The 18762-nt window shown below is 72.9% G+C and carries 21 protein-coding genes; 7 read left to right on the top strand and 14 right to left on the bottom strand.

Going from position 1 to position 18762, the window contains the following annotated elements:
• Position 1 precedes the first annotated feature (1 nt).
• From ACWH95_RS02405 to ACWH95_RS02415, 3 genes are read right to left on the bottom strand one after another with little or no spacing between them, the layout of a single operon-like run.
• Positions 2–1327 carry an MFS transporter gene (locus tag ACWH95_RS02405; RefSeq protein WP_136045196.1) on the bottom strand — a complete coding sequence of 442 codons (1326 nt, stop codon included), beginning with the start codon at positions 1325–1327 and terminating at the stop codon, positions 2–4.
• On the bottom strand, positions 1324–2253 hold the full coding sequence (locus ACWH95_RS02410) for a polysaccharide deacetylase family protein (RefSeq protein ID WP_454120102.1): 930 nt from the start codon (positions 2251–2253) through the stop codon (positions 1324–1326). The genes ACWH95_RS02405 and ACWH95_RS02410 overlap by 4 nt, the downstream gene beginning before the upstream one ends.
• 17 nt (positions 2254–2270) lie before the next feature.
• Entirely contained in the window at positions 2271–3419 is a 1149-nt protein-coding gene (locus ACWH95_RS02415) for an ROK family protein (protein WP_247637787.1), read from the bottom strand.
• Positions 3420–3541: 122 nt separating this feature from the next.
• On the opposite strand from ACWH95_RS02415, the gene ACWH95_RS02420 reads away from it, so the two are divergent.
• Positions 3542–4069: an N-acetyltransferase family protein gene (locus ACWH95_RS02420; protein ID WP_454120103.1), complete on the top strand. Its 528-nt coding sequence runs from the start codon at positions 3542–3544 to the stop codon at positions 4067–4069.
• A gap of 24 nt (positions 4070–4093) precedes the next feature.
• On the opposite strand, the gene ACWH95_RS02425 is transcribed toward ACWH95_RS02420, so the two are convergent.
• Positions 4094–5542 carry a gamma-aminobutyraldehyde dehydrogenase gene (locus ACWH95_RS02425; protein WP_366626510.1) on the bottom strand — a complete coding sequence of 483 codons (1449 nt, stop codon included), beginning with the start codon at positions 5540–5542 and terminating at the stop codon, positions 4094–4096.
• Between the two features lie 99 nt (positions 5543–5641).
• Between ACWH95_RS02425 and ACWH95_RS02430 the strand changes: the two genes are divergently transcribed.
• From ACWH95_RS02430 to ACWH95_RS02440, 3 genes are read left to right on the top strand one after another with little or no spacing between them, the layout of a single operon-like run.
• Positions 5642–6106: an Lrp/AsnC family transcriptional regulator gene (locus ACWH95_RS02430; RefSeq protein WP_136036948.1), complete on the top strand. Its 465-nt coding sequence runs from the start codon at positions 5642–5644 to the stop codon at positions 6104–6106.
• A gap of 25 nt (positions 6107–6131) precedes the next feature.
• Entirely contained in the window at positions 6132–7535 is a 1404-nt protein-coding gene (locus ACWH95_RS02435; RefSeq protein ID WP_136036949.1) for an NAD(P)/FAD-dependent oxidoreductase, read from the top strand.
• Positions 7532–7882, top strand: a complete 351-nt coding sequence (locus ACWH95_RS02440) for a cupin domain-containing protein (protein ID WP_454120104.1) — start codon at positions 7532–7534, stop codon at positions 7880–7882. Before ACWH95_RS02435 ends, ACWH95_RS02440 begins: the two co-directional genes overlap by 4 nt.
• Before the next feature lie 3 nt (positions 7883–7885).
• On the opposite strand, the gene ACWH95_RS02445 is transcribed toward ACWH95_RS02440, so the two are convergent.
• From ACWH95_RS02445 to ACWH95_RS02465, 5 genes are all read right to left on the bottom strand, one after another.
• The gene (locus ACWH95_RS02445; protein ID WP_454120651.1) at positions 7886–8797 is read right to left on the bottom strand and encodes a DNA-methyltransferase; all 912 of its coding nucleotides are present in this window, start codon (positions 8795–8797) and stop codon (positions 7886–7888) included.
• A 65-nt stretch (positions 8798–8862) separates the two neighbouring features.
• Positions 8863–9912: a lipoate--protein ligase family protein gene (locus ACWH95_RS02450; RefSeq protein WP_136028538.1), complete on the bottom strand. Its 1050-nt coding sequence runs from the start codon at positions 9910–9912 to the stop codon at positions 8863–8865.
• A 33-nt stretch (positions 9913–9945) separates the two neighbouring features.
• Positions 9946–10683 (bottom strand): DUF1684 domain-containing protein, encoded by a 738-nt coding sequence (locus ACWH95_RS02455; RefSeq protein WP_454120105.1) that lies wholly within the window; start codon positions 10681–10683, stop codon positions 9946–9948.
• 235 nt (positions 10684–10918) lie between these two features.
• Positions 10919–11773 carry an alpha/beta fold hydrolase gene (locus ACWH95_RS02460; RefSeq protein ID WP_454120106.1) on the bottom strand — a complete coding sequence of 285 codons (855 nt, stop codon included), beginning with the start codon at positions 11771–11773 and terminating at the stop codon, positions 10919–10921.
• Between the two features lie 9 nt (positions 11774–11782).
• Entirely contained in the window at positions 11783–12526 is a 744-nt protein-coding gene (locus ACWH95_RS02465; RefSeq protein WP_454120107.1) for a copper homeostasis protein CutC, read from the bottom strand.
• A 71-nt stretch (positions 12527–12597) separates the two neighbouring features.
• Here ACWH95_RS02465 and ACWH95_RS02470 point away from each other — a divergent pair, with 71 nt between their 5' ends.
• The 3 genes from ACWH95_RS02470 to ACWH95_RS02480 are packed head-to-tail and all read left to right on the top strand — an operon-like array spanning position 12598 to position 14717.
• Positions 12598–13038, top strand: a complete 441-nt coding sequence (locus ACWH95_RS02470; protein WP_136034152.1) for a MarR family winged helix-turn-helix transcriptional regulator — start codon at positions 12598–12600, stop codon at positions 13036–13038.
• Between the two features lie 5 nt (positions 13039–13043).
• The gene (locus tag ACWH95_RS02475; protein ID WP_136034163.1) at positions 13044–14378 is read left to right on the top strand and encodes an MFS transporter; all 1335 of its coding nucleotides are present in this window, start codon (positions 13044–13046) and stop codon (positions 14376–14378) included.
• Positions 14379–14438: 60 nt separating this feature from the next.
• Positions 14439–14717, top strand: a complete 279-nt coding sequence (locus ACWH95_RS02480; RefSeq protein ID WP_136034150.1) for a hypothetical protein — start codon at positions 14439–14441, stop codon at positions 14715–14717.
• Positions 14718–14798: 81 nt separating this feature from the next.
• Here the strand turns inward: ACWH95_RS02480 and rocD are convergent, their stop codons facing one another.
• The 5 genes from rocD to ACWH95_RS02505 all read right to left on the bottom strand — a co-directional run bounded on the left by rocD (position 14799) and on the right by ACWH95_RS02505 (position 18717).
• Complete coding sequence (gene rocD, locus ACWH95_RS02485) at positions 14799–16022, bottom strand: ornithine--oxo-acid transaminase (RefSeq protein ID WP_452313275.1); 1224 nt, start codon at positions 16020–16022, stop codon at positions 14799–14801.
• Complete coding sequence (gene ddaH, locus ACWH95_RS02490) at positions 16019–16897, bottom strand: dimethylargininase (protein WP_136034148.1); 879 nt, start codon at positions 16895–16897, stop codon at positions 16019–16021. Before ddaH ends, rocD begins: the two co-directional genes overlap by 4 nt.
• Positions 16898–17063: 166 nt before the next feature.
• Positions 17064–18056 (bottom strand): NAD(P)-dependent alcohol dehydrogenase, encoded by a 993-nt coding sequence (locus tag ACWH95_RS02495; RefSeq protein WP_136034146.1) that lies wholly within the window; start codon positions 18054–18056, stop codon positions 17064–17066.
• Complete coding sequence (locus ACWH95_RS02500) at positions 18053–18283, bottom strand: helix-turn-helix transcriptional regulator (RefSeq protein ID WP_136034144.1); 231 nt, start codon at positions 18281–18283, stop codon at positions 18053–18055. Before ACWH95_RS02500 ends, ACWH95_RS02495 begins: the two co-directional genes overlap by 4 nt.
• Positions 18283–18717 (bottom strand): hypothetical protein, encoded by a 435-nt coding sequence (locus ACWH95_RS02505; RefSeq protein WP_136034142.1) that lies wholly within the window; start codon positions 18715–18717, stop codon positions 18283–18285. The genes ACWH95_RS02500 and ACWH95_RS02505 overlap by 1 nt, the downstream gene beginning before the upstream one ends.
• Positions 18718–18762 lie beyond the last annotated feature (45 nt).

An 18762-nucleotide genomic window follows, 5' to 3' on the forward strand; every position in this document is an offset into this window, starting at 1 on the left:
CTCACACGTCGCGGGTGCGGATGGGGTAGAGCCAGAAGCACAGCCACGCGAGCGCGGTGAACCCCAGCGGGATCACGGCCAGCATGAGCCGGATGGCGCCGTCGACCGTGTCGGGCTGCGCCTCGCCGAGCGTCGCGTCGAACCCCGACGCCGTGAGCACGACCGCCGCGACGATCGCCTGCAGCACGACGGAGCCGCGGACGACGAAGCCGTTGACGCCGAAGTACGCGCCCTCCCGCCGATGCCCCGTGCGCGTCGCGTCGTCGTCGATGATCTGCGCCAGCACGACCTCGAGCAGTTGCAGCAGCCCGCCCACGCCCACGCCCACCGCGACGCCGACGAGAGCCGCTCCGAGCACCGACGTGGGGATCAGATACCCGAGCACCGCGACCCCGAACACCGCCACGCTCCACAGCAGGGCCGTGCGGGGGGAGGTGCGGCGGACCACCGTGCTCCACAGCACGATCGACGGGATCGCGGTCACGAAGATCGCACCGAGCAGCAGGCTGCCCTCCCCCTCCGCCGCACCCAGCGAGTACCGCACGTAGAACGGCACCGACGCGAGGATCACCGCGATCGAGGTCTGCACGCACAGCGACCCCAGCACGTACGGCACGAACGCCCGATTGCGGAACGTGTAGGTGAGCTGGTCGCGCCAGCGCATCGCCTCCGACGCCGCCTCCGGCACGCGCCGCTCGATCATGCCGCCGAAGAACGACCACGCCAGCAGCACGAGGCACACCCCGGACAGCACGAGCGCCATGCCCGGCCAGCCGATCGCGTCGTACAGTGCCGGGGCGCCCGCCGTGCCGAGCACCATGCCGAGAATCGCGAAGATCTGCCGCGGCACGTTGCCCCGCGCGCGCTCCTCCGTCGTGCGGAAGATCTCCGGGAACAGCGCCGAGATGTTGAGCACCACCACCACGAACGCGATGTCGTAGACCGCGACCACCACCAGGAACCAGGCGATGAGGCCGTCCGCGGGCAGGTCGGGCGGCATCCACACCAGCGCGAACGCCACCACCAGCGGCACGATGCCGAGGCCGATCCACGGGATGCGGCGGCCCCACGGCGTGCGGATCCGGTCGGACAGCGCGCCCACCAGCGGGTTGAGCGCCGCGTTCAGGATGCCGTGTGCGACCATCGCGACGGCCACCCAGGTGGCGGGCACCGCGAGGTGCGACACGTAGAAGTAGACGACGAACGCGGAGAACGTCTGCGTCATCAGCTGCGTGGGGAACCCGGACGCCCCGAACGCGATCGACTGCGCCCGCGTCGGGGCCGCGTCGAGGCGACGGTCGCGCAGCCGGTCCGCGAGCGCCGTCACCGGGCCGCCCCGCGCTGCAGGTCGCGCAGGTCGCGCCAGCCGACCCGCACGAGGCCCTCGTCGTCGATCGTCTGCTCCACGAGCGGGTCGTCGAGCAGCCGCAGCTCGTAGCCGCGCTTGGCCGCCCCGAAGTCGACGGCGGCGCGCAGCTCGGCGCCGTCGGTCATCGGGTGCAGGTAGATCTCGGTCACGCCGGGCGGCACGGCCCGCAGCACGTCGAGGAACCCGTCGCGCACCCGTTCGTACGTCTCCTCCTGCGCCGTGCCCTCACCGGCCAGCTCGAACGGGTGCGTCCACAGCCGGTCGATGATCTCCACGCCGAGCGCATCGGCGGCGGCCGTGGCCTTCGCGAGCTTCGCCTGCAGCTCCTGGTCGGCCTCCGCGCCCTCCCGGTACCGCGGAAGCCGGAACGGCAGGCCGAGCCGGGCGGCGAGCTCGAACACCGGCCGCAGGAAGTCACGCCCGCTCTGCAGTCCGTAGACCGAGCCCATGTGGTTGTCGAGGTGTGTGACGTCGACTCCGGCGTCGAGCGCGGCCTGCACCTGCGCCGCCAGCTCGGCGGCCACGTCGGCCTCGGATGCCCCCTGCTCGACCGCGGCGACCTCGTTCGGGAAGAAGCCGTCGCCGTCGACGAGGGTGGTGCCGGGGCCGGTGAGCGGACGCCACCGGTAGCGCCGCCACTCGCTGGTGAGCACGAGGTGCACGCCCACATCGAGGTCGCGTCGACCGGCGGCGAACGCGAGCGCCTCGGGCGCCCAGGCGCACGGGACCATGACGGTCGCGCTGTCGATACGGCCCCGCTCGAGGAGGCTCCCGATCGCCGTGTTCGCCGCGTGGCACATGCCGAAGTCGTCGGCGTTGAGGATGATCGCCCTGGCGCCGGACGGGAGGCCGAGCCGGTCGGCGAGCGGGGGCGGAGTGGTCATGGCGGGTCCTGTCGGGGTCAGCGGCCGGGTCGGGGGGTGGCGGCCGCGGGGGTGAGGAGACGGGAGAAGACGAGCGCGCGCAGGGCGGAGGCCGCCTCGCCCACGACCCCGACGAGCGGAGCCTCCGGGCCGAACGCCGAGACGAGGAACCGGAGCGGCAGCTGCGCGGCGAACTCCTCCGCGACGCGGTCGACCGCCTCCACGAGCGCGGGGTGCGCGGCCTCGCCGCCGAGGATGAACGCCTCGGGGTCGAGCACGAGCGCCACGGTGCCCGCCGCCACCACCAGGCGCCGGCCGATCTCGGCCACCAGCTCGCGCGCCTTCTCGTCGCCCTGCTGCGCGGCTTCGAGGTGGGCCAGCAGCGGCGCCCGCACGTCGAGACCCAGACCGAGCGCGAGGTCGTGCACCACCTCCTCCCCCACGACGGGGGCGCCGATCGGCAGCGGCGACTGCGGCAGGTACATGATCTCGCCCGCGACACCCGAGAAGCCCCGGTGCAGCAGCCCCTCGATCACGATGCCCGCGCCGAGGTCGTCGTCGAGCAGGAACAGGGCGAAGCTGCTCAGCTCGGCCCCCGCCCCCGCCGTCAGCTCCGCGAGCGCGGCCAGGTTCACGTCGTTCTCCACCTGCACGGGGCACCCGAGCGCCGTCTGCAGCGCCGAGCGGAACGCACCGCCGTCCGGGCCCTGGTCGTCGCGGATGCCGCCGTCGGCCGTCACGATGCCGGGCACCCCGACCACCGCGAGGTGCAGCGGGCCGCGCGTGGACTCCCGGCACGACGCCACGAGCCCGGCGATGTGCCCGACCCGGTCCCCGGACGAGGGGAACGGCGCGTGCTGCTCGGCCCGCACGGTCCCGGTCGCATCGACCAGCACGACGTGGGCGGCATGATGGTCCACGTGCACCGCGGCGGCGACCCCGAGCAGCGGGTGCAGGGCCACGCGCCCCGCGGCGGGACCCCGCGCACCGCGGTCGACACCGGCGGCCGCCACCGCACCGCCCGCCTCCAGCATCCGCAGCACCTGGGTCACGGCCGTGCGCGACAGCCCGGTCGCCGCCATCAGCTCCGCGCGCGTCTGCGGACCGCTGTCGGCGAGCCGCTCCAGGATCGCGCGGCCGTTGAGCGACCGGAGCAGGCTCTGCGGTCCGGCAAGGGGTCGTGACATGCGGCTGATCCTCGGAGGTGTCGATGCTCGTGGTTCGGCTCGGGTGCCCGGCCAGCATGCTACATCCGGCCGCGTGCGTCCACCCCGATTCCGCCGTCGCCGCACGCACCTAGGGTGGAGGGATGACGTCCTTCGTGATCCGCGACGCCCGCGCCCACGACGCCGATGCCGTGGCCCGAGTGCACGTGCGCTCGTGGCAGACCGCCTACCGCGGCCTGATCGACCAGGAGGTGCTCGACGGGCTCTCGGTCTCGGAGCGCGCCGAGGGGTGGCGGCGGATCTTCGCCGACCCGCTGCCCACGAGCCTGGGCACCCTGGTGGCGGTGCGCGACGGCGCGGTGATCGCGTGGGCGTCGTTCGGCTCGGGGCGCGACCCCGACGGTCTCGACGACGCCGAGCTGTACGGCATCTACGCCGACCCGGACACGTGGTCGACGGGCGCGGGTCATGCGCTGCTCGAAGCCGCGGAGGCCCGCATGATCGAGGTCGGGCACACGCGCGGCTACCTGTGGGTGCTCGACGGCAACGACCGCGCCGACGGGTTCTACGCCCGGCACGGGTGGGAGCTCGACGGGGCGACCAAGATCGACCAGCGCCCGCAGTTCACGCTCCGCGAGCACCGCCGCGTCAAGCTCCTCGGCCCGCGCTGAGCCCGGACGGCCCGGGGCCGCCCGTCAGTCGATCGCGCTCATGACGTGCTTGAGGCGGGTGTAGTCGTCGAAGCCGTACTGGGACAGGTCCTTGCCGTAGCCGGAGTGCTTGAAGCCCCCGTGCGGCATGTCCGACACGAACGGCAGGTGGGTGTTGATCCACACGCACCCGAAGTCGAGGTCGCGCGAGAACCGCATCGCCCTGGCGTGATCCGTGGTCCACACCGATGCCGCGAGCGCGTACGGCACGCCGTTGGCGAGGGCCAGCGCCTCCTCCTCGGTCTCGAACGACTGCACGGTGAGCACGGGTCCGAAGATCTCGCCCTGCACGACCTCGTCGTCCTGCCGCACACCGGTCACGATCGTCGCCTCCCAGAAGTAGCCGCGGTCGCCCTGCCGGCGGCCGCCGGTGGCCACGGTGGCGTGCGCGGGGAGGCGGTCGATGAAGCCCTGCACCTGGGCGAGCTGGGCGGCGCTGCTGAGCGGTCCGTAGAGCACGCCCCGGTCGTGCGGGCCGCCGGTGCGCGCGTGCGTGCGGGCGCGGGCGACCAGGGCCGCCACGAGCTCGTCGTGCTTGGACGCGTGCACGAGCACCCGGGTGGCGGCCGTGCAGTCCTGCCCTGCGTTGAAGAACGCTCCGGCGACGATGCCCTCCACGGCGCGGTCGAGCGCCGCGTCGGCGAACACCAGTGCGGGGGCCTTGCCGCCGAGCTCCAGGTGCACGCGCTTCACGTCGTCGGCGGCCGATCGGGCGACCGCCATGCCCGCGCGCACCGAGCCGGTGATCGCGACCATCTGCGGCACCGGGTGGGCGATCAGCGCGGCGCCGGTGTCGCGGTCGCCCAGCACCACGTTGAACACGCCGGGCGGGGTGTGCCGCGCGACGATCTCGGCGAGCAGCAGCGTGGTGAGCGGCGTCGCCTCCGCGGGCTTGAGCACCACGGTGTTGCCCGCGGCGAGCGCCGGCGCGATCTTCCACACCGCCATGTTGAGCGGATAGTTCCACGGGGTGACCTGCGCGATCACCCCGATCGGCTCGCGGCGCACGAACGACGTGTGTCCGGCGACGTACTCCGCGGCGGCCCGCCCCTCGAGGCTGCGCGCGGCACCCGCGAAGAAGCGCAGCTGGTCGATGGACTGCTCGATCTCGTCGGCGACCAGCGTGGCTCGCGGCTTGCCCGTGTCACGCGACTCCAGGTCGGCGAACTCCTCCGCCCGCTCGGCCATCTCGTCGGCGATGCGGAACAGGGCGAGCTGGCGCTGCGCGGGCGTGGTGTCGCGCCACTCGGGGAACGCGGCGGCCGCGGCGGCGACGGCCGCGTCCACGTCGGCGGCGTCGGACAGGGGGATCTCGCCGTACGGCTCCTCGGTCGCCGGGTCGATCAGCGGCAGCCGTCCCCGTCCGTGCGCGGGCACGGCGCGGCCGCCGAGGAAGTTGTGCAGGGGCTCGGTCGTCGTCGACGGGGTGTGCATGGCGCCATGGTAGCCACTCGAACGCGGAATCTGAAGGATGACGAGGGTCGAACGACGGAATCAGTTGCGACAGCCCCCTGAGAATGTCACTATCGGTACATGACTCCGACGCCGCAGCCGCCCCTCGACGACATCTCCAAGCGCATCGTCGAGCTGCTGCAGGAGGACGGCCGCCGTCCCTACTCCGAGATCGCGCGCGAGGTCGGACTCAGCGAGGCCGCCGCCCGCCAGCGGGTGCAGCGCATGACCGAGGCCGGGATCATCCAGATCGTCGCCGTCACCGATCCGCTCCAGCTCGGCTTCCGGCGCATGTCGATGATCGGCATCCGCGTCTCCGGCGACCCCCGCGCGATCGCCGAGGAGCTGACCGCGATCACCGAGCTCGCGTACGTCGTCGTCACGCTCGGCACCTTCGACATCCTCGTCGAGGCGGTGTGCGAGGACGACGACCACCTGATCGACCTCATCGCCACCCGCATCCGCACCATCCCCGGCATCGTGCAGACCGAGAGCCTGCTCTACGCCGGACTGTACAAAGACCTCTACAACTGGGGAACGCGCTGACGCGTCCCCGCACCCGGGAGTGAACATGGGCACCACGGTCTTCGAACGCCGGCGTCCCGCGCCGTCCGTCATCGACGAGTCCCTGCGCGACACCGCCCTGTCGGTCTTCTGGCTCGACGACGTCGACCGCCCGACGCATCCGCCGCTGCGCGGGACGGCGCACGCCGACCTCGCGATCGTCGGCGGCGGCTACACCGGGCTGTGGACCGCGATCAGGGCGAAGGAGCGCGACCCCGGGCGCACGGTCGTGCTGCTCGAGGCCTCGCGCGTCGCCTGGGCCGCGTCGGGGCGCAACGGCGGCTTCTGCGAGGCCAGCATCACGCACGGCCACGAGAACGGCGTGAACCGGTGGCCGGAGGAGATCGACCGGCTCGAGGAGCTGGGGCGGCAGAACCTCGACGGCATCGAGGACACCGTGCGCCGGTACGCCCTCGACGCCGAGTTCGAGCGCACGGGCCAGCTGGCCGTGGCCGTGGAGCCGCACCAGGTGGAGTGGCTACGCGAGGAGGAGGGCTTCCTCGACCGCGACGCCGTGCAGGCCGAGGTGCACTCCCCGACGTTCCTCGCCGGCGCGTGGGACCGGGAGGGCACGGCCCTCGTGCACCCCGCCAAGCTCGGCCTGGAGCTCGCGCGCCTGGCCGTCGAGCTCGGCGTGCAGATCCACGAGCACACGATGGTGCGCCGCATCGAGGGACCCGACGCCGGCCCGGTCACCCTCGTGACCGACGGCGGACGGGTGACCGCGGAGAACATCGCCCTCGCCACGAACGTGTTCCCTTCGCTGCTGAAGCGCAACCGGCTCATGACGGTGCCCGTGTACGACTACGTGCTGATGACCGAGCCGCTGTCGGCGGAGCAGCTCGACGCGATCGGCTGGCGCAACCGCCAGGGCCTCGCCGACAGCGCCAACCAGTTCCACTACTACCGGCTCACCGCCGACGACCGGATCCTGTTCGGCGGCTACGACGCGGTCTACCACTTCGGCGGGAAGGTGCGCCCCGCGTACGAGGACCGGATGGAGAGCCACCGACGCCTCGCCTCCCACTTCTTCACCACGTTCCCGCAGCTCGCCGGGCTCCGCTTCACGCACCGCTGGGCGGGGGCGATCGACTCCTCCAGCCGGTTCTGCGCGTTCTTCGGCACGGCCCGCCGCGGACGCGTGGCCTACGCCACGGGATTCACCGGGCTCGGGGTGGGCGCCGCCCGGTTCGCCGCGGATGTGATGCTCGACAAGCTCGCCGGGGAGGAGACCGAGCGCACGGAGCTGCGCATGGTGCGCGAGAAGCCGATCCCCTTCCCGCCCGAGCCCGCCGCCTCGATCGGCATCAACCTGGTGCGCGCCGCGATGGACCGCGCCGACCACGACGGGGGACGACGCGGCCCGTTCCTGAAGACGCTCGACGCCCTCGGCATGGGGTTCGACTCGTGACCGCGCTGACACCGGGCACGCCCGTGGACGCGCGCGCCGTCGCCCTCGCGCACGAGCCCCTGCCCGCGGACGAGGTGCGCGACGGAGCGCCGACCGCGGCGTACGCCGTGCTCGACGCCACGGACGGGACGGAGGTCGGCGTCTGGGAGATGACGCCGGGCGCCGCGAGCGACACCGAGGAGGACGAAGTGTTCGTGGTGCTGTCTGGCCGCGCGACCATCGAGTTCACCGAGCCCGCGCTGCCGTCGGTCGAGGTCGGGCCCGGGTCGGTGATGCGCCTGTCGGCCGGCATGCGCACGGTGTGGACGGTGACCGAGACGCTGCGCAAGGTCTCCCTCGCGGTCTGAGCCTCAACCGCGACGGACCTCGGCGTGCGGCATGCGCTCGGCCATGATCCGCACCGCCTCGGGGTTGTCGTCGACCAGCACCGCGTCACGGCCCAGCGCCGACGCCACCGCCCCGGTCGTGCCGCTGCCGGCGAAGAGGTCGAGCACGCGATCGCCCGGACGGCTCGACGCCGTGACGATGCGCCGCAGGATCCCCTCGGGCTTCTGCGTCGGATAGCCCGTCTTCTCGCGGCCCGTGGTGGGGACGATGGTGTGCCACCACACGTCGGTGGGGAGCTTGCCGCGCGCCGCCTTCTCCGCCGTGACCAGACCGGGGGCCATGTACGGCTCGCGGTCGACGTCGTCGGAGTTGAACACGTACGCGCGCGGGTTCTTCACGTACACCAGGATCGTGTCGTGCTTGGTGGGCCAGCGCCGCCGCGACTTCGCCCCGTAGTCGTAGGCCCAGATCAGCTCGTTGAGGAAGCAGTCGCGCCCGAACACCGCGTCGAGCATCACCTTGGCGTAGTGCGCCTCCCGGTAGTCGAGGTGCAGATACAGCGTGCCGTCGTCGCCCAGGAGCCGCCACGCCTCCTCCAGCCGCGGCATCAGGAAGGCGCCGTAGTCGTCGAAGCTGTCGTCGTACGCGCGGAGCATGCCCCGCACCCGCTCGTACGCGTGGCCGTGGAACCCGTGCCGCACCTCGGCCTCCGCCGCCGCGGGTTCGGAACTCCGGAGGTCCGCCGGCGAATCCCGCGTGTCGGCGCCGGGGGCCCCCGGATCGGCGAGGTCGTGAGGAGTCGTGAACGTCCGCCGTGCGGTCACGACCTGCCGCTCGCGCGCCCGCCCGGTGTTGAACGGCGGATCGAGGTACACCAGCGTGAACGATCCGGACGGCAGCGTCGCGGCGACGGCGAGGTTGTCGCCCTCCACGATCTCGACCGCACCCCGCGGCGCCCCCTCCGCGGCGACGGGACGGCCCGCGCCCGCGTCCGAGGTCGTCACGGCACCCGGTGCAGCCACGCGTCGGTGGAGAACTTCGACTCCACCAGAGCCTCGGCGTCGGCGTACTCCTCCGGCGTGATCGTGCCGTCTTCGGCGGACGTGAGCGAGCGGAACGTCTCCACGAACCGGTCGATGATCTCCGCCCGCTCGAGCCCGGTCTGGCTGCGCAGCGGGTCGACGCGCTTCGCCGCCGACGTGGTGCCCTTGTCGCTGAGCTTCTCGCGGCCGATGCGCAGCACCTCGGTCATCACCTGACCGTCGATGTCGTACGACAGCGTCGCGTGGTGCAGCACCCCGCCGTTGGCGAGACGCTTCTGCGCGGCGCCGCCGATCTTGCCGGTGGGGCTCGCGATGTCGTTGAGCGGCTGGTACACCGCGTCGATGCCGAGCGAGCGCAGCGCCTGCAGCACCCAGTCGTCCAGGAACGCGTAGGAGTCGGCGAAGGTCATGCCCGCCACGAGCGACGCCGGCACGTACAGCGAGTAGGTGATGATCTGGCCGGCCGCCATGAGCATGGCCCCGCCGCCGGAGATGCGGCGCACCACATCGAACCCGTGCCGGGCCGCGCCCTCCGGGTCGACCTCGTTGCGGTACGACTGGAACGAGCCGATCACGACCGCCGACTCGTCCCACTCCCAGATGCGCAGCGTGGGACGACGGCGCCCCTCGCCCACGCGCGACGTGAGCACCTCGTCGAGCGCGAGGTTCATGCGCGGGGAGACGGCCCTGTCGTGCACGATCTCCCAGTCGAAGTCGCGCCAGCCCGGCGCGGTGACCAGGGCACGTCGCACGGCGGTGCCGACCGCCTCCGGCGTGAAGCCGAGCAGCTGCGCCCCCTCGGGGAGGGCCCCGCGGACGGCGGCCGCGATCGCGGAGGCGTCGGACTCCACGGGCAACCCCTCGACCGCCGCGTTGATGTCGTCGAGCGCCGAGTCGGGTTCCAGGAAGAAGTCGCCGGCGAGCCGGAACCGCGCGATCCGGTCGTTCTCCACCTCGAGGTCGACGACGACGAGCTTGCCCCCAGGGACCTTGTATTCACCGTGCACGACTCCAGCTTAAGGCGCGCCGTGCCGCGCGGGTCAGCCGCCGAGCACCACCACGCGCTCCCCCGCGCGGATGGGCGTGGAGTAGCGGTTGCCCGGTGGCGGCAGCGGGCACACGAACTGGTCGGAGAACGCACACGGCGGCAGGTAGGCGCGGGTGAAATCGAGCACCGCCGTCCCGTCCTCGGCGGGCTCCTCGACCGGGAGGAAACGGAACCGGTACGTCTCCAGGCCGCTGGTGCCGTCGGAGAACACCGCACTCAGGGTGCCCTGGCCGGTGCGGGTGACCGTGAGGGTGTGCGGGGCTCCGGCGAGCGTGAAGTGCAGGCGCCCCGCCACGTCCGTCTCGCGCGAGGCGCCGTCGACCGAGGTCACCAGGATCCGCTCGCCCGGCGTCGGCTCGAACGTGGCGGGCAGCCGCCACCGCTCGTCCGGGGCGTAGGCGTCGATCGCCGTGAACCACTCCCGCTGCGGGCGCGCGGGGTTCCACACGCGCAGCGCGATCGCTCCGTTGCGGTCGAACACGCGCAGCTCGCGGCGACCAAGACGCAGGGTCTGGGTGCCACGGAGGGTGACGCTCGACCCCGCCTGACCGAGCTCGGTGCCGCGGATGCCATCGTCGCCGGCGAGGGCCCAGAGCCCGGGGATGCCGTCGACGGCCGCGGGCTCGCTGATGAGCCAGTTCGTGGACTCGAGCGCGGACGGCCCGTACTCCGCGCCGGCGTAGCGCTCGCGCGCCGCATGCCATTCGTGCCAGTCGCTCCGGAAACCCATCGCCGCGCGCCCTCCCGTCCCTGCTGCGGATGAGCCGAATCTAGGTCGCCGACGCCGGGCGCGGCGCGCTCGCGTCACACTCCTTCACCGCGCGTCATCCCGCGTCACAGTCCGCCTCGGTCGCGTGCGGGTGTGGGGGCGGACGGGCCGGTGCGGGTGCGAAAAGGGGCCCACGAGGCCGGGCGGAGGGCCGATAACGACCTCGCACCGGGGTCGCCGCCCGGCAGCGGGGATGTCAGCGGGCGGGGATGTGCGCGTCGAGCCACGCGAGCACGTCGGCGCGCACCTCGTCCTGCTGCTGCTCGTTGAAGATCTCGTGACGGGCGTCGGGGTACACGAGGGTCGTGACGTCGGTGAGGCCCGAGCGGCGGCGATACTCGTCGGCGAGCTTGTGGACGCTGCGCGGACCGCCGACCGGGTCGTCGCGGCCGACCAGGAGGAGCATCGGCAGGTCGCGGGCGAGGTGCTTCGCCGGACGACCGTAGAGCCGCGCCGCGTCGAGCGGACCGAAGAGCTTCAGGAGGGGCACGCCCGTGGTGAGCGGGTCCTCCTCGAAGGACTTCCACACCGCGGGGTCGCGGCTCAGCCACTCGTATCCGGTCGCGTCGTCGGCGGCCCACGCGGCGTTCAGCGGCGCGGGGTTCAGCGACCGCGGCGTCCGCAGGGCCGAGCCGGAGAGGATCACCGCGTCGTACGCCTCGGCGTGCTCGTTCACGAGCATCTGCGCCAGGAACGACCCCCACGAGTGCCCGAGGAGCACGAGCGGCAGGTCGGGGTTCTCGTCGCGGATGATGCCGGTGAGCTGCCAGATCGCGTCCTTTGCCGCCCGGAGTCCGCCGGGGCCGAGCCGCCCCAGCTTCTCGGGGTCGCCGTGCTGACGCAGACCGGTGCGCCCGTGGCCGCGGTGGTCGTCGGCGTACACGTGGAAGCCCGCGCCGGTGAGCGCGGCGATCAGCGCGGGATAGCGGCCGGCGTGCTCGCCCACGCCGTGCAGCAGCTGCACGACGCCGCGGGGCTCGCCCGCAGCCGGGTGGAGGTCGTAGACGATGGCGATGCCGTGGGAATCGGTGAACTCGCGGGTGTCGGTCACGCTGCGACCCTACCGGTCGCGCCCCGCGAGCGCGTCCCTGATCGCGACCGCGATGTCGCGGTCGGTGACCTCGTAGCCGCCGACGCCGTCGGACGCCGAGCCCATGCGCACGCCACCCTCGGCGACGACCGCGCGCTTGGCGGAGAAGTGGAGCGCGTCGATGCCGGTCTCGGCGAGCACGGGGGCACTCGCGACGTCGACGCCGCTGCCGGCCATGACCTCGATCGCACCCTCGGCCGCGGCGACCAGGGCGCGCAGCGTGTCGATGCCGTCGATCGCGGCGGACGCTCCGCCCGAGGTGAGCACGCGGCGCAGCCCGAGCTCGCGCGCGGTGCGGAGCGTGGCGACCGGGTCGGCGGTCACGTCGATGGCGCGGTGCAGCGTGACGGGTGCTCCCCCGGCGGCGTCGCGGAGACGGGCGACGGCGTCGCGGTCGAGGCGGCCGTCGGCGTCGAGCACGCCGATCACGACGCCCGCGGCCCCCGCGGCGATCGCGTGGCGCACGTCGCGCTCGGCGACCGCGAGCTCGTCGGCGTCGTAGTGGAAGTCGCCGGCGCGCGGACGGATCAGCACGTGCACCTCGGGGCCGTCGGCGGCGGCGGCGAGCGCTAGCTCCACGGTCCCGGGCGAGGGGGTGAGGCCGCCGAGCGCGAGGGCCGTGGCGAGCTCGACACGGGCGGCGCCGATCTCTGCGGCGATGCGCACTCCGGCGGGGTCCTGGACGGCGAGTTCGAGAGCGAGGGTACGGGTCACCCGTCCATTCTGCCGGGTGGATCCGCGACGGCCCGCCCACGACGCCCGAATATTAGATAGACTAACTAAGTATGTCTGCGCCCGATGATCTCCTCGCCCTCACCGCCACAGACCTGCGCCTGGCCACGTTCCGGCTCGCCCGCCGCCTCCGCTGCGCCCGCGCCGCCGACACCATGAGCGACACCCAGCTCGCCGTGCTCGCCGATCTGCGCATGAACGGCCGCCGCACGATCTCCACCCTCGCCGAGCGCGAGCGCGTGACCGCCCCCTCCATGACCAGCATCGTCAACGGGCTCGAGGAGCAGGGCTACGTCGCCCGCACGCCCGACGAGGACGACCGCCGTCGCGTGCAGGTCGACATCACGCCCGCCGGCGCCGAGATCGTGGTCGAGACCATCCGCCGCCGCGACGAGCTGCTGGCCGACATGCTCCGCGAGGTCGACTACACCGAGGCCGAGCTCGCGATCCTGCGCGATGCGAGCGCCCTGATGCGGAGGGTGGTCGAACGATGAGCGCCATGTTCCGCTCGTTCGCGAACATCAACTACCGCATCTGGTTCGCGGGCGCCCTGGTCTCCAACGTCGGCGGCTGGATGCAGGCCACCGCGCAGGACTGGGTCGTGCTGACCGAGCTCACCGACAACGACGCGACCGCGATGGGCATCACGATGGCCCTCCAGTTCGGGCCGCCCCTCGTGCTCGTGAGCCTCACCGGCTGGGTGGCCGACCGCTTCGACCGCCGCCGCATCCTGCTCGCCACGCAGGGCTCGCTGCTCGCGCTCGCGATCGCCGTCGGCTCGCTGCTGCTGGCCGGCGTCATGACACTGCCGATGATGTTCGCCTTCGCGCTCGGCTTCGGCATCGTCAACGCGTTCGACGCCCCGGCCCGCCAGGCCTTCGTGTCCGACATGGTCTCCGCCGCCGACACCTCGAACGCGGTCGCCCTCAACTCCGCCTCGTTCAACCTCGCCCGCATGGTGGGCCCGGCCGTGGGCGGCCTCCTCATCGTCGCGATCGGCTCCGGCTGGGTGTTCATCGCCAACGCCGCCACCTTCCTCGCGATGATCCTGGCCCTGCTGCTGATGCGCGCGAACCTGCTCGCCCCGCGGCCCAAGCACCGCAACCGGGGCGGGCTGGCCGAGGGCTTCCGCTACGTGTGGGCGCGCAGCGACCTCAAGGTCGTGTTCGTGACGGTGTTCCTGATCGGCGCGTTCGGCATGAACTTCCCGATCTTCGCCTCCACCATGGCCCTCGAGTTCGGTGCGGGAGCCGACGGCTACGGGGTGCTCAGCTCGGTGCTCGCGATCGGCTCGCTGATCGGCGCGCTGCTCGCCGCCCGCCGCGACACCGCGCGCGTGCGGGTCGTGATCCTCGCCGCGGGCGGGTTCGGCATCGCCGCGTTCGTGTCGGCCGCCATGCCGAGCTACCTCGCCTACGCCGTGACCCTCACCTTCACGGGCTTCATGATCGTGACGCTGCTGACCACGGCGAACGGGTACGTGCAGATCACGACCGACCCGGCGCTGCGCGGACGCGTGCTGGCGCTGTACATGGCCGTGATCATGGGCTCGACCCCGGTCGGCGCGCCGATCGCCGGGTGGGTCGCCGACACGTTCGGCCCCCGCGCCGCGATCATGCTGGGCGGCACGGCGGGCTTCGTCGCGTGCGCCATCGGCGTGCTGTGGGTGCTCACCTCCGGGCGCCTGCACCGGCACGAGACCAGCCGCTTCCTGCTCACCCTCGACGAGACGCGGCCGCTGCGGGTCGTGCAGCCCGTCGAACCGGTCGACTTCACCGAGAAGGCGACCGTGACCACGCCGATCCGCACGGTGCGCCGCGACGACGGCGAGTGACGACCGCGGCGTTTTGTCAACGCCCTCCGCGTCACCCACCCCACGCCGTACGGTCGGGCCATGGACGACAACATGAGCACCCCCCACCCCCAGGACCCGGCAGAGGGCGCGCCCGACGTCGACGTGCCCCAGGAGGACGGCCAGGGCGACGGCACCGGCGGCGCGATCCAGGGCGACAGCTCCCGCGGCGAGTCGACCGGCGGCGCGATCCAGGGCAGCTCCGGCCCCGGTCACGCCCCGCTCGGCGGCTCGGAGAACACGGAGGACGGCCTCGACGCGGACAACCCCGCCGAGGAGGACACCCTGAAGACGCTCGACCCGGACAACCCGCCGGCCTGAGCGCTCCCGCAGACGGAACCGCGGACGGGACGACCGGAGACCGGTGCCCGCCCGCGGATCCTTCGCGTGCGTGTGAGGCGCTCAGCCCGCCAGCACGAGCTTGAGCTGCTCGACCGCCCAGTCGAGCTCGGTCGCGCGGATCACGAGCGGCGGGGCGATGCGGATGGTCTGGCCGTGCGTGTCCTTCACGAGCACACCCCGCTCCGACAGCCTCTCCGCGACCGCCCGGCCCGTCCCGATCGCCGGGTCGATGTCGACGCCGGCCCACAGCCCCGCGATGCGCACCGCGGTCACGCCGTGGCCGATGAGCGGCTGCAGCGCGGCCTCCAGGTGCGCACCCAGAGCCCGTGCGCGCTCCTGGAACTCGCCCGTCTGCATCATCTCCACCACGCGCAGCCCGACCGCCGCCGCGAGCGGGTTGCCGCCGAACGTCGACCCGTGCTCGCCCGGGCGGATCACGCCCAGCACGTCGCGGTCGCCCACCACGGCCGACACCGGGAGGATGCCGCCGCCGAGCGCCTTGCCGAGCAGGTACAGGTCGGGCACGACGCCCTCGCGGTCGCACGCGAACGTCTCGCCCACGCGGCCCAGTCCCGCCTGGATCTCGTCGGCGATGAACAGCACGTTCTTCGCGTCGCAGATCTCGCGGATGCGGCGCAGGTAGCCCTCCGGCGGGATCACGACCCCGGCCTCGCCCTGGATCGGCTCGACCAGCACGGCCGCGGTGTTCTCCGTGATCGCGGCCTCGATGGCGTCGGCGTCGGCGAACGGCACCCGGTCGAAGCCCGGCGTGTAGGGGCCGAAGTCGTCGTGCGCGGTCTCGTCGTCGCTGAAGCTCACGATGGTGGTCGTGCGCCCGTGGAAGTTGCCGTTGGCCACCACGATGCGCGCCTCGCCCTCGGGGATGCCCTTCACGCGGTAGCCCCAGGCGCGGGCGACCTTGATGCCGGTCTCCACGGCCTCGGCGCCGGTGTTCATCGGGAGCACGAGCTCCTTGCCGCACAGCTCGGCGAGCGCCGCGGCGAAGGGCTCGAGCGTGTCGCTCTGGAACGCCCGGCTCACCAGGGTCACGCGGCCGAGCTGCTCCGTGAGGGCGGCGACCAGGGCGGGGTGGCGGTGACCGAAGTTCACGGCCGAGTAGGCGGCGAGCAGGTCGAGGTAGCGCTTGCCCTCCACGTCGGTGACCCACGCGCCCTCGCCCCGCGCGATCATGACCGGCAGCGGGTGGTAGTTGTGCGCGACGTGCGGCTCCGCGTGCGCCGTGGCCTCAGCGGCCGCCGCGGTCACCGGCTCGACCGCGGTCACTTCGCACCGCGCAGTTCGAGCGTGCAGCACTTGATGCCGCCGCCGCCGAGCAGCAGCTCGGACAGGTCGACCGTGATCGGGTTGTACCCGCGCTCGCGCAGCTGCTGCTCGAAGCCCTTCGCGCGCGGCGAGATGATCACGTTGTAGCCGTCGCTGGACGAGTTGAGGCCGAACACCGCGCCGTCCTCGTCGGACACCAGGATCGCGTCCGGGAAGCGCCGCTCGAGCTCGGCCCGGCTGGCGTCGTCGAAGGCACCGGGCAGGTAGGCGATGTTGGCGCGCTCCGGGCCGCCGTTCTCCACGCCCTGCACCGGGTCGAGCACCGCGATGGCGGTGTCGAGGTGGTAGAAGCGCGGGTCGACGAGGTTGAGCGACACGACCTCACGGCCGAACACCTCGCCCACCTCGCGGTGGCTGTCGCCCGTGGAGCGGAACCCGGTGCCGGCGAGGATCACGTCACCCACCAGCAGGAAGTCGCCCTCACCCTCGTTGACCTCTTCGGGCAGCACCGTGTCGTAGCCGTTGGCGCGGAACCAGTCGGCGAACGCCGGGGCCTCGCCCTGACGCTCGACGAAGCGGAACTCGGGCACGTACGCGCGGCCGTCGATCAGGAAGCCGCCGTTGGCCGTGTAGACCATGTCGGGGTATCCGGCGAGCGGCTCGATCAGCTCGACCTCGTGGCCCAGCTCGACGTACAGGTCGTACAGCTTCTGCCACTGCTCGACCGCACGGGCCGTGTCGGTCGGCTTGGCCGGCTCCATCCACGGGTTGATCGAGTAGTTCACCGTGAAGTGCTCTGGACGGCACATCAGGTAGTGGCGGCGGTGCGCGGTGCGCGCAGGGGCGGTGGTGACGGCGGTCTCCGGCGTCGACATGGATGCTCCTCGTGTGAACGGGCGCGGCGGACGCTGTCCAGGGGCCCGGCGGTCCTTCGACCCGTCGCTCGCGCGGGAGCGGGTGCGGGGAAGATGCGACTCGGGCACGCCGGTGACCATTGTGCCACCCGCGCCTGACCGCCCGCCAGATCCCGCGCCGCCGCGCTCAGGTGCCGCGCACGACCAGCTTTCCGACCACGTGCCCCTCCTGCAGCCGGGCGAGCGCGGCCCCGGCCTCGGCGAAGTCGTAGGTCTCGGCGATCACCGGCACGAGGCTGCCATCCGCCACGAGCTCGAGCAGCCGGGCGAGCACCTCGGGCCGGGGCGTCGCCGCGAGCGGGCGGATGCGCCGCGATCCGAGCGACAGCACGACCGCCCTCAGCATGCGCGGGATCGGACCCAGCACGGGCCCGCCGTCGCCGGTGACCAGCACCACGCGACCGCCGGGCACCACCAGTCGCTGCAGCTGCCGCAGCGGGATGCCGCCCGCGACGTCGATGATCGCGTCGAAGTGCCCCGCGGGCAGCTCGCGCAGGGGCGTGACCCGGTGGTCGAACGTGCGCACGGCCCCGAGGCGTTCGATCAGCGGCTGGTTGCGGTCGCGGCACGACGCCCACACCTCGGCCCCGCGCAGCGCGGCGAGCTGCACCGCGAACGTGCCGACCCCGCCCGACGCCCCGATCACCAGCACCCGCGGGGTGCCGCCGTGCAGTCCGACCCCGCCGAGGTCGAGCGCCTGCCACGCCGTGCCCCCGGCGACCGGGAGCGTGGCGGCGACCTCGGGCTCCACGCCCGGCGGCAGCGGCACGAGCCGGGCGGCCGGCACCCGCACGTACTCCGCGAGACCTCCGCCGCCCACGAGCTCCCCGACCACGTGCTCGTCGAGCTCGGCGCCCACCACGTCGGGCCCGACACCCACGACCGTGCCGACGACCTCCATGCCGCGCACGGGATGCTTCGGCCGGGTGAGCCCGAACGCCGGTCGCACGAGCAGCGGATCGCCGAGCAGCAGCCGCACGTCGCCCGCATTGAGCGCGGTGGCCCGCACGCGGAGCAGCACCTCGCCGTGGTGCGGCTGCGGCAGGGGGAGGCGTTCGAGCGCGACTCCGTCGGCGGGGCCGTAGGTCTCGCGACGCCAGGCGGCCATGCGGGCGGTCATGCGGCACCTCCGGGGGCGCTCGGATAGGAGAACAGCTCGTCGAGCCCGACGCCGAAGGCACGGGCGATCTGGAACGCGAGCTCGAGCGTGGGCGAGTATTTCTGCTGCTCGATCGCGATGAGCGTCTGGCGCGTCACGCCGACGGTCTTGGCGAGCTCGGCCTGGGTGAGCCCTGCCCGCTCGCGGTGGGCGCGGATGCTGTTGGAGACGAGGGTGGGCTTGACCATCACACGAGCCCCCGCCGGTAGGCGATCACCCGGGCGATGCCGCCGACCACCGCGGCCACGAAGAACCCGAGGAACATCGTGTTCGCGATCCAGAAGACGTCGGCTCCGATCCCGCACAGCACGATCACGCCGAGTCCGGCGATCGCCACGAACGCCTGCTCCACGCGGGCGCCCATGCGGCCGATGTCGCGGTCGCGGATGTCGGAGCGGCCGACGCCGTCGGGGTCGCGCATCCCGGCCAGGATGCCCCAGGCGACGCTGAGCAGGATGGTGCCGACGATGCCGCCGCCGATGCTCCAGAGCATGAGCGGGAACCAGTCGACCGCGGTGAGCGGTCCGCCCGCCGCCTGCTGCAGCACGAGCACCACGTAGGCGACGAGCACGATCGGGCTGATGATGAGCCCCGCCCAGACATTGCGTTCCTCGTAGACCATGACGCCCTCCGAATGTAAAGGATTCTTGACATGAGGCTATGCGCG

The sequence above is a fragment of the Microbacterium sp. NPDC055502 genome (genome assembly GCF_053643635.1).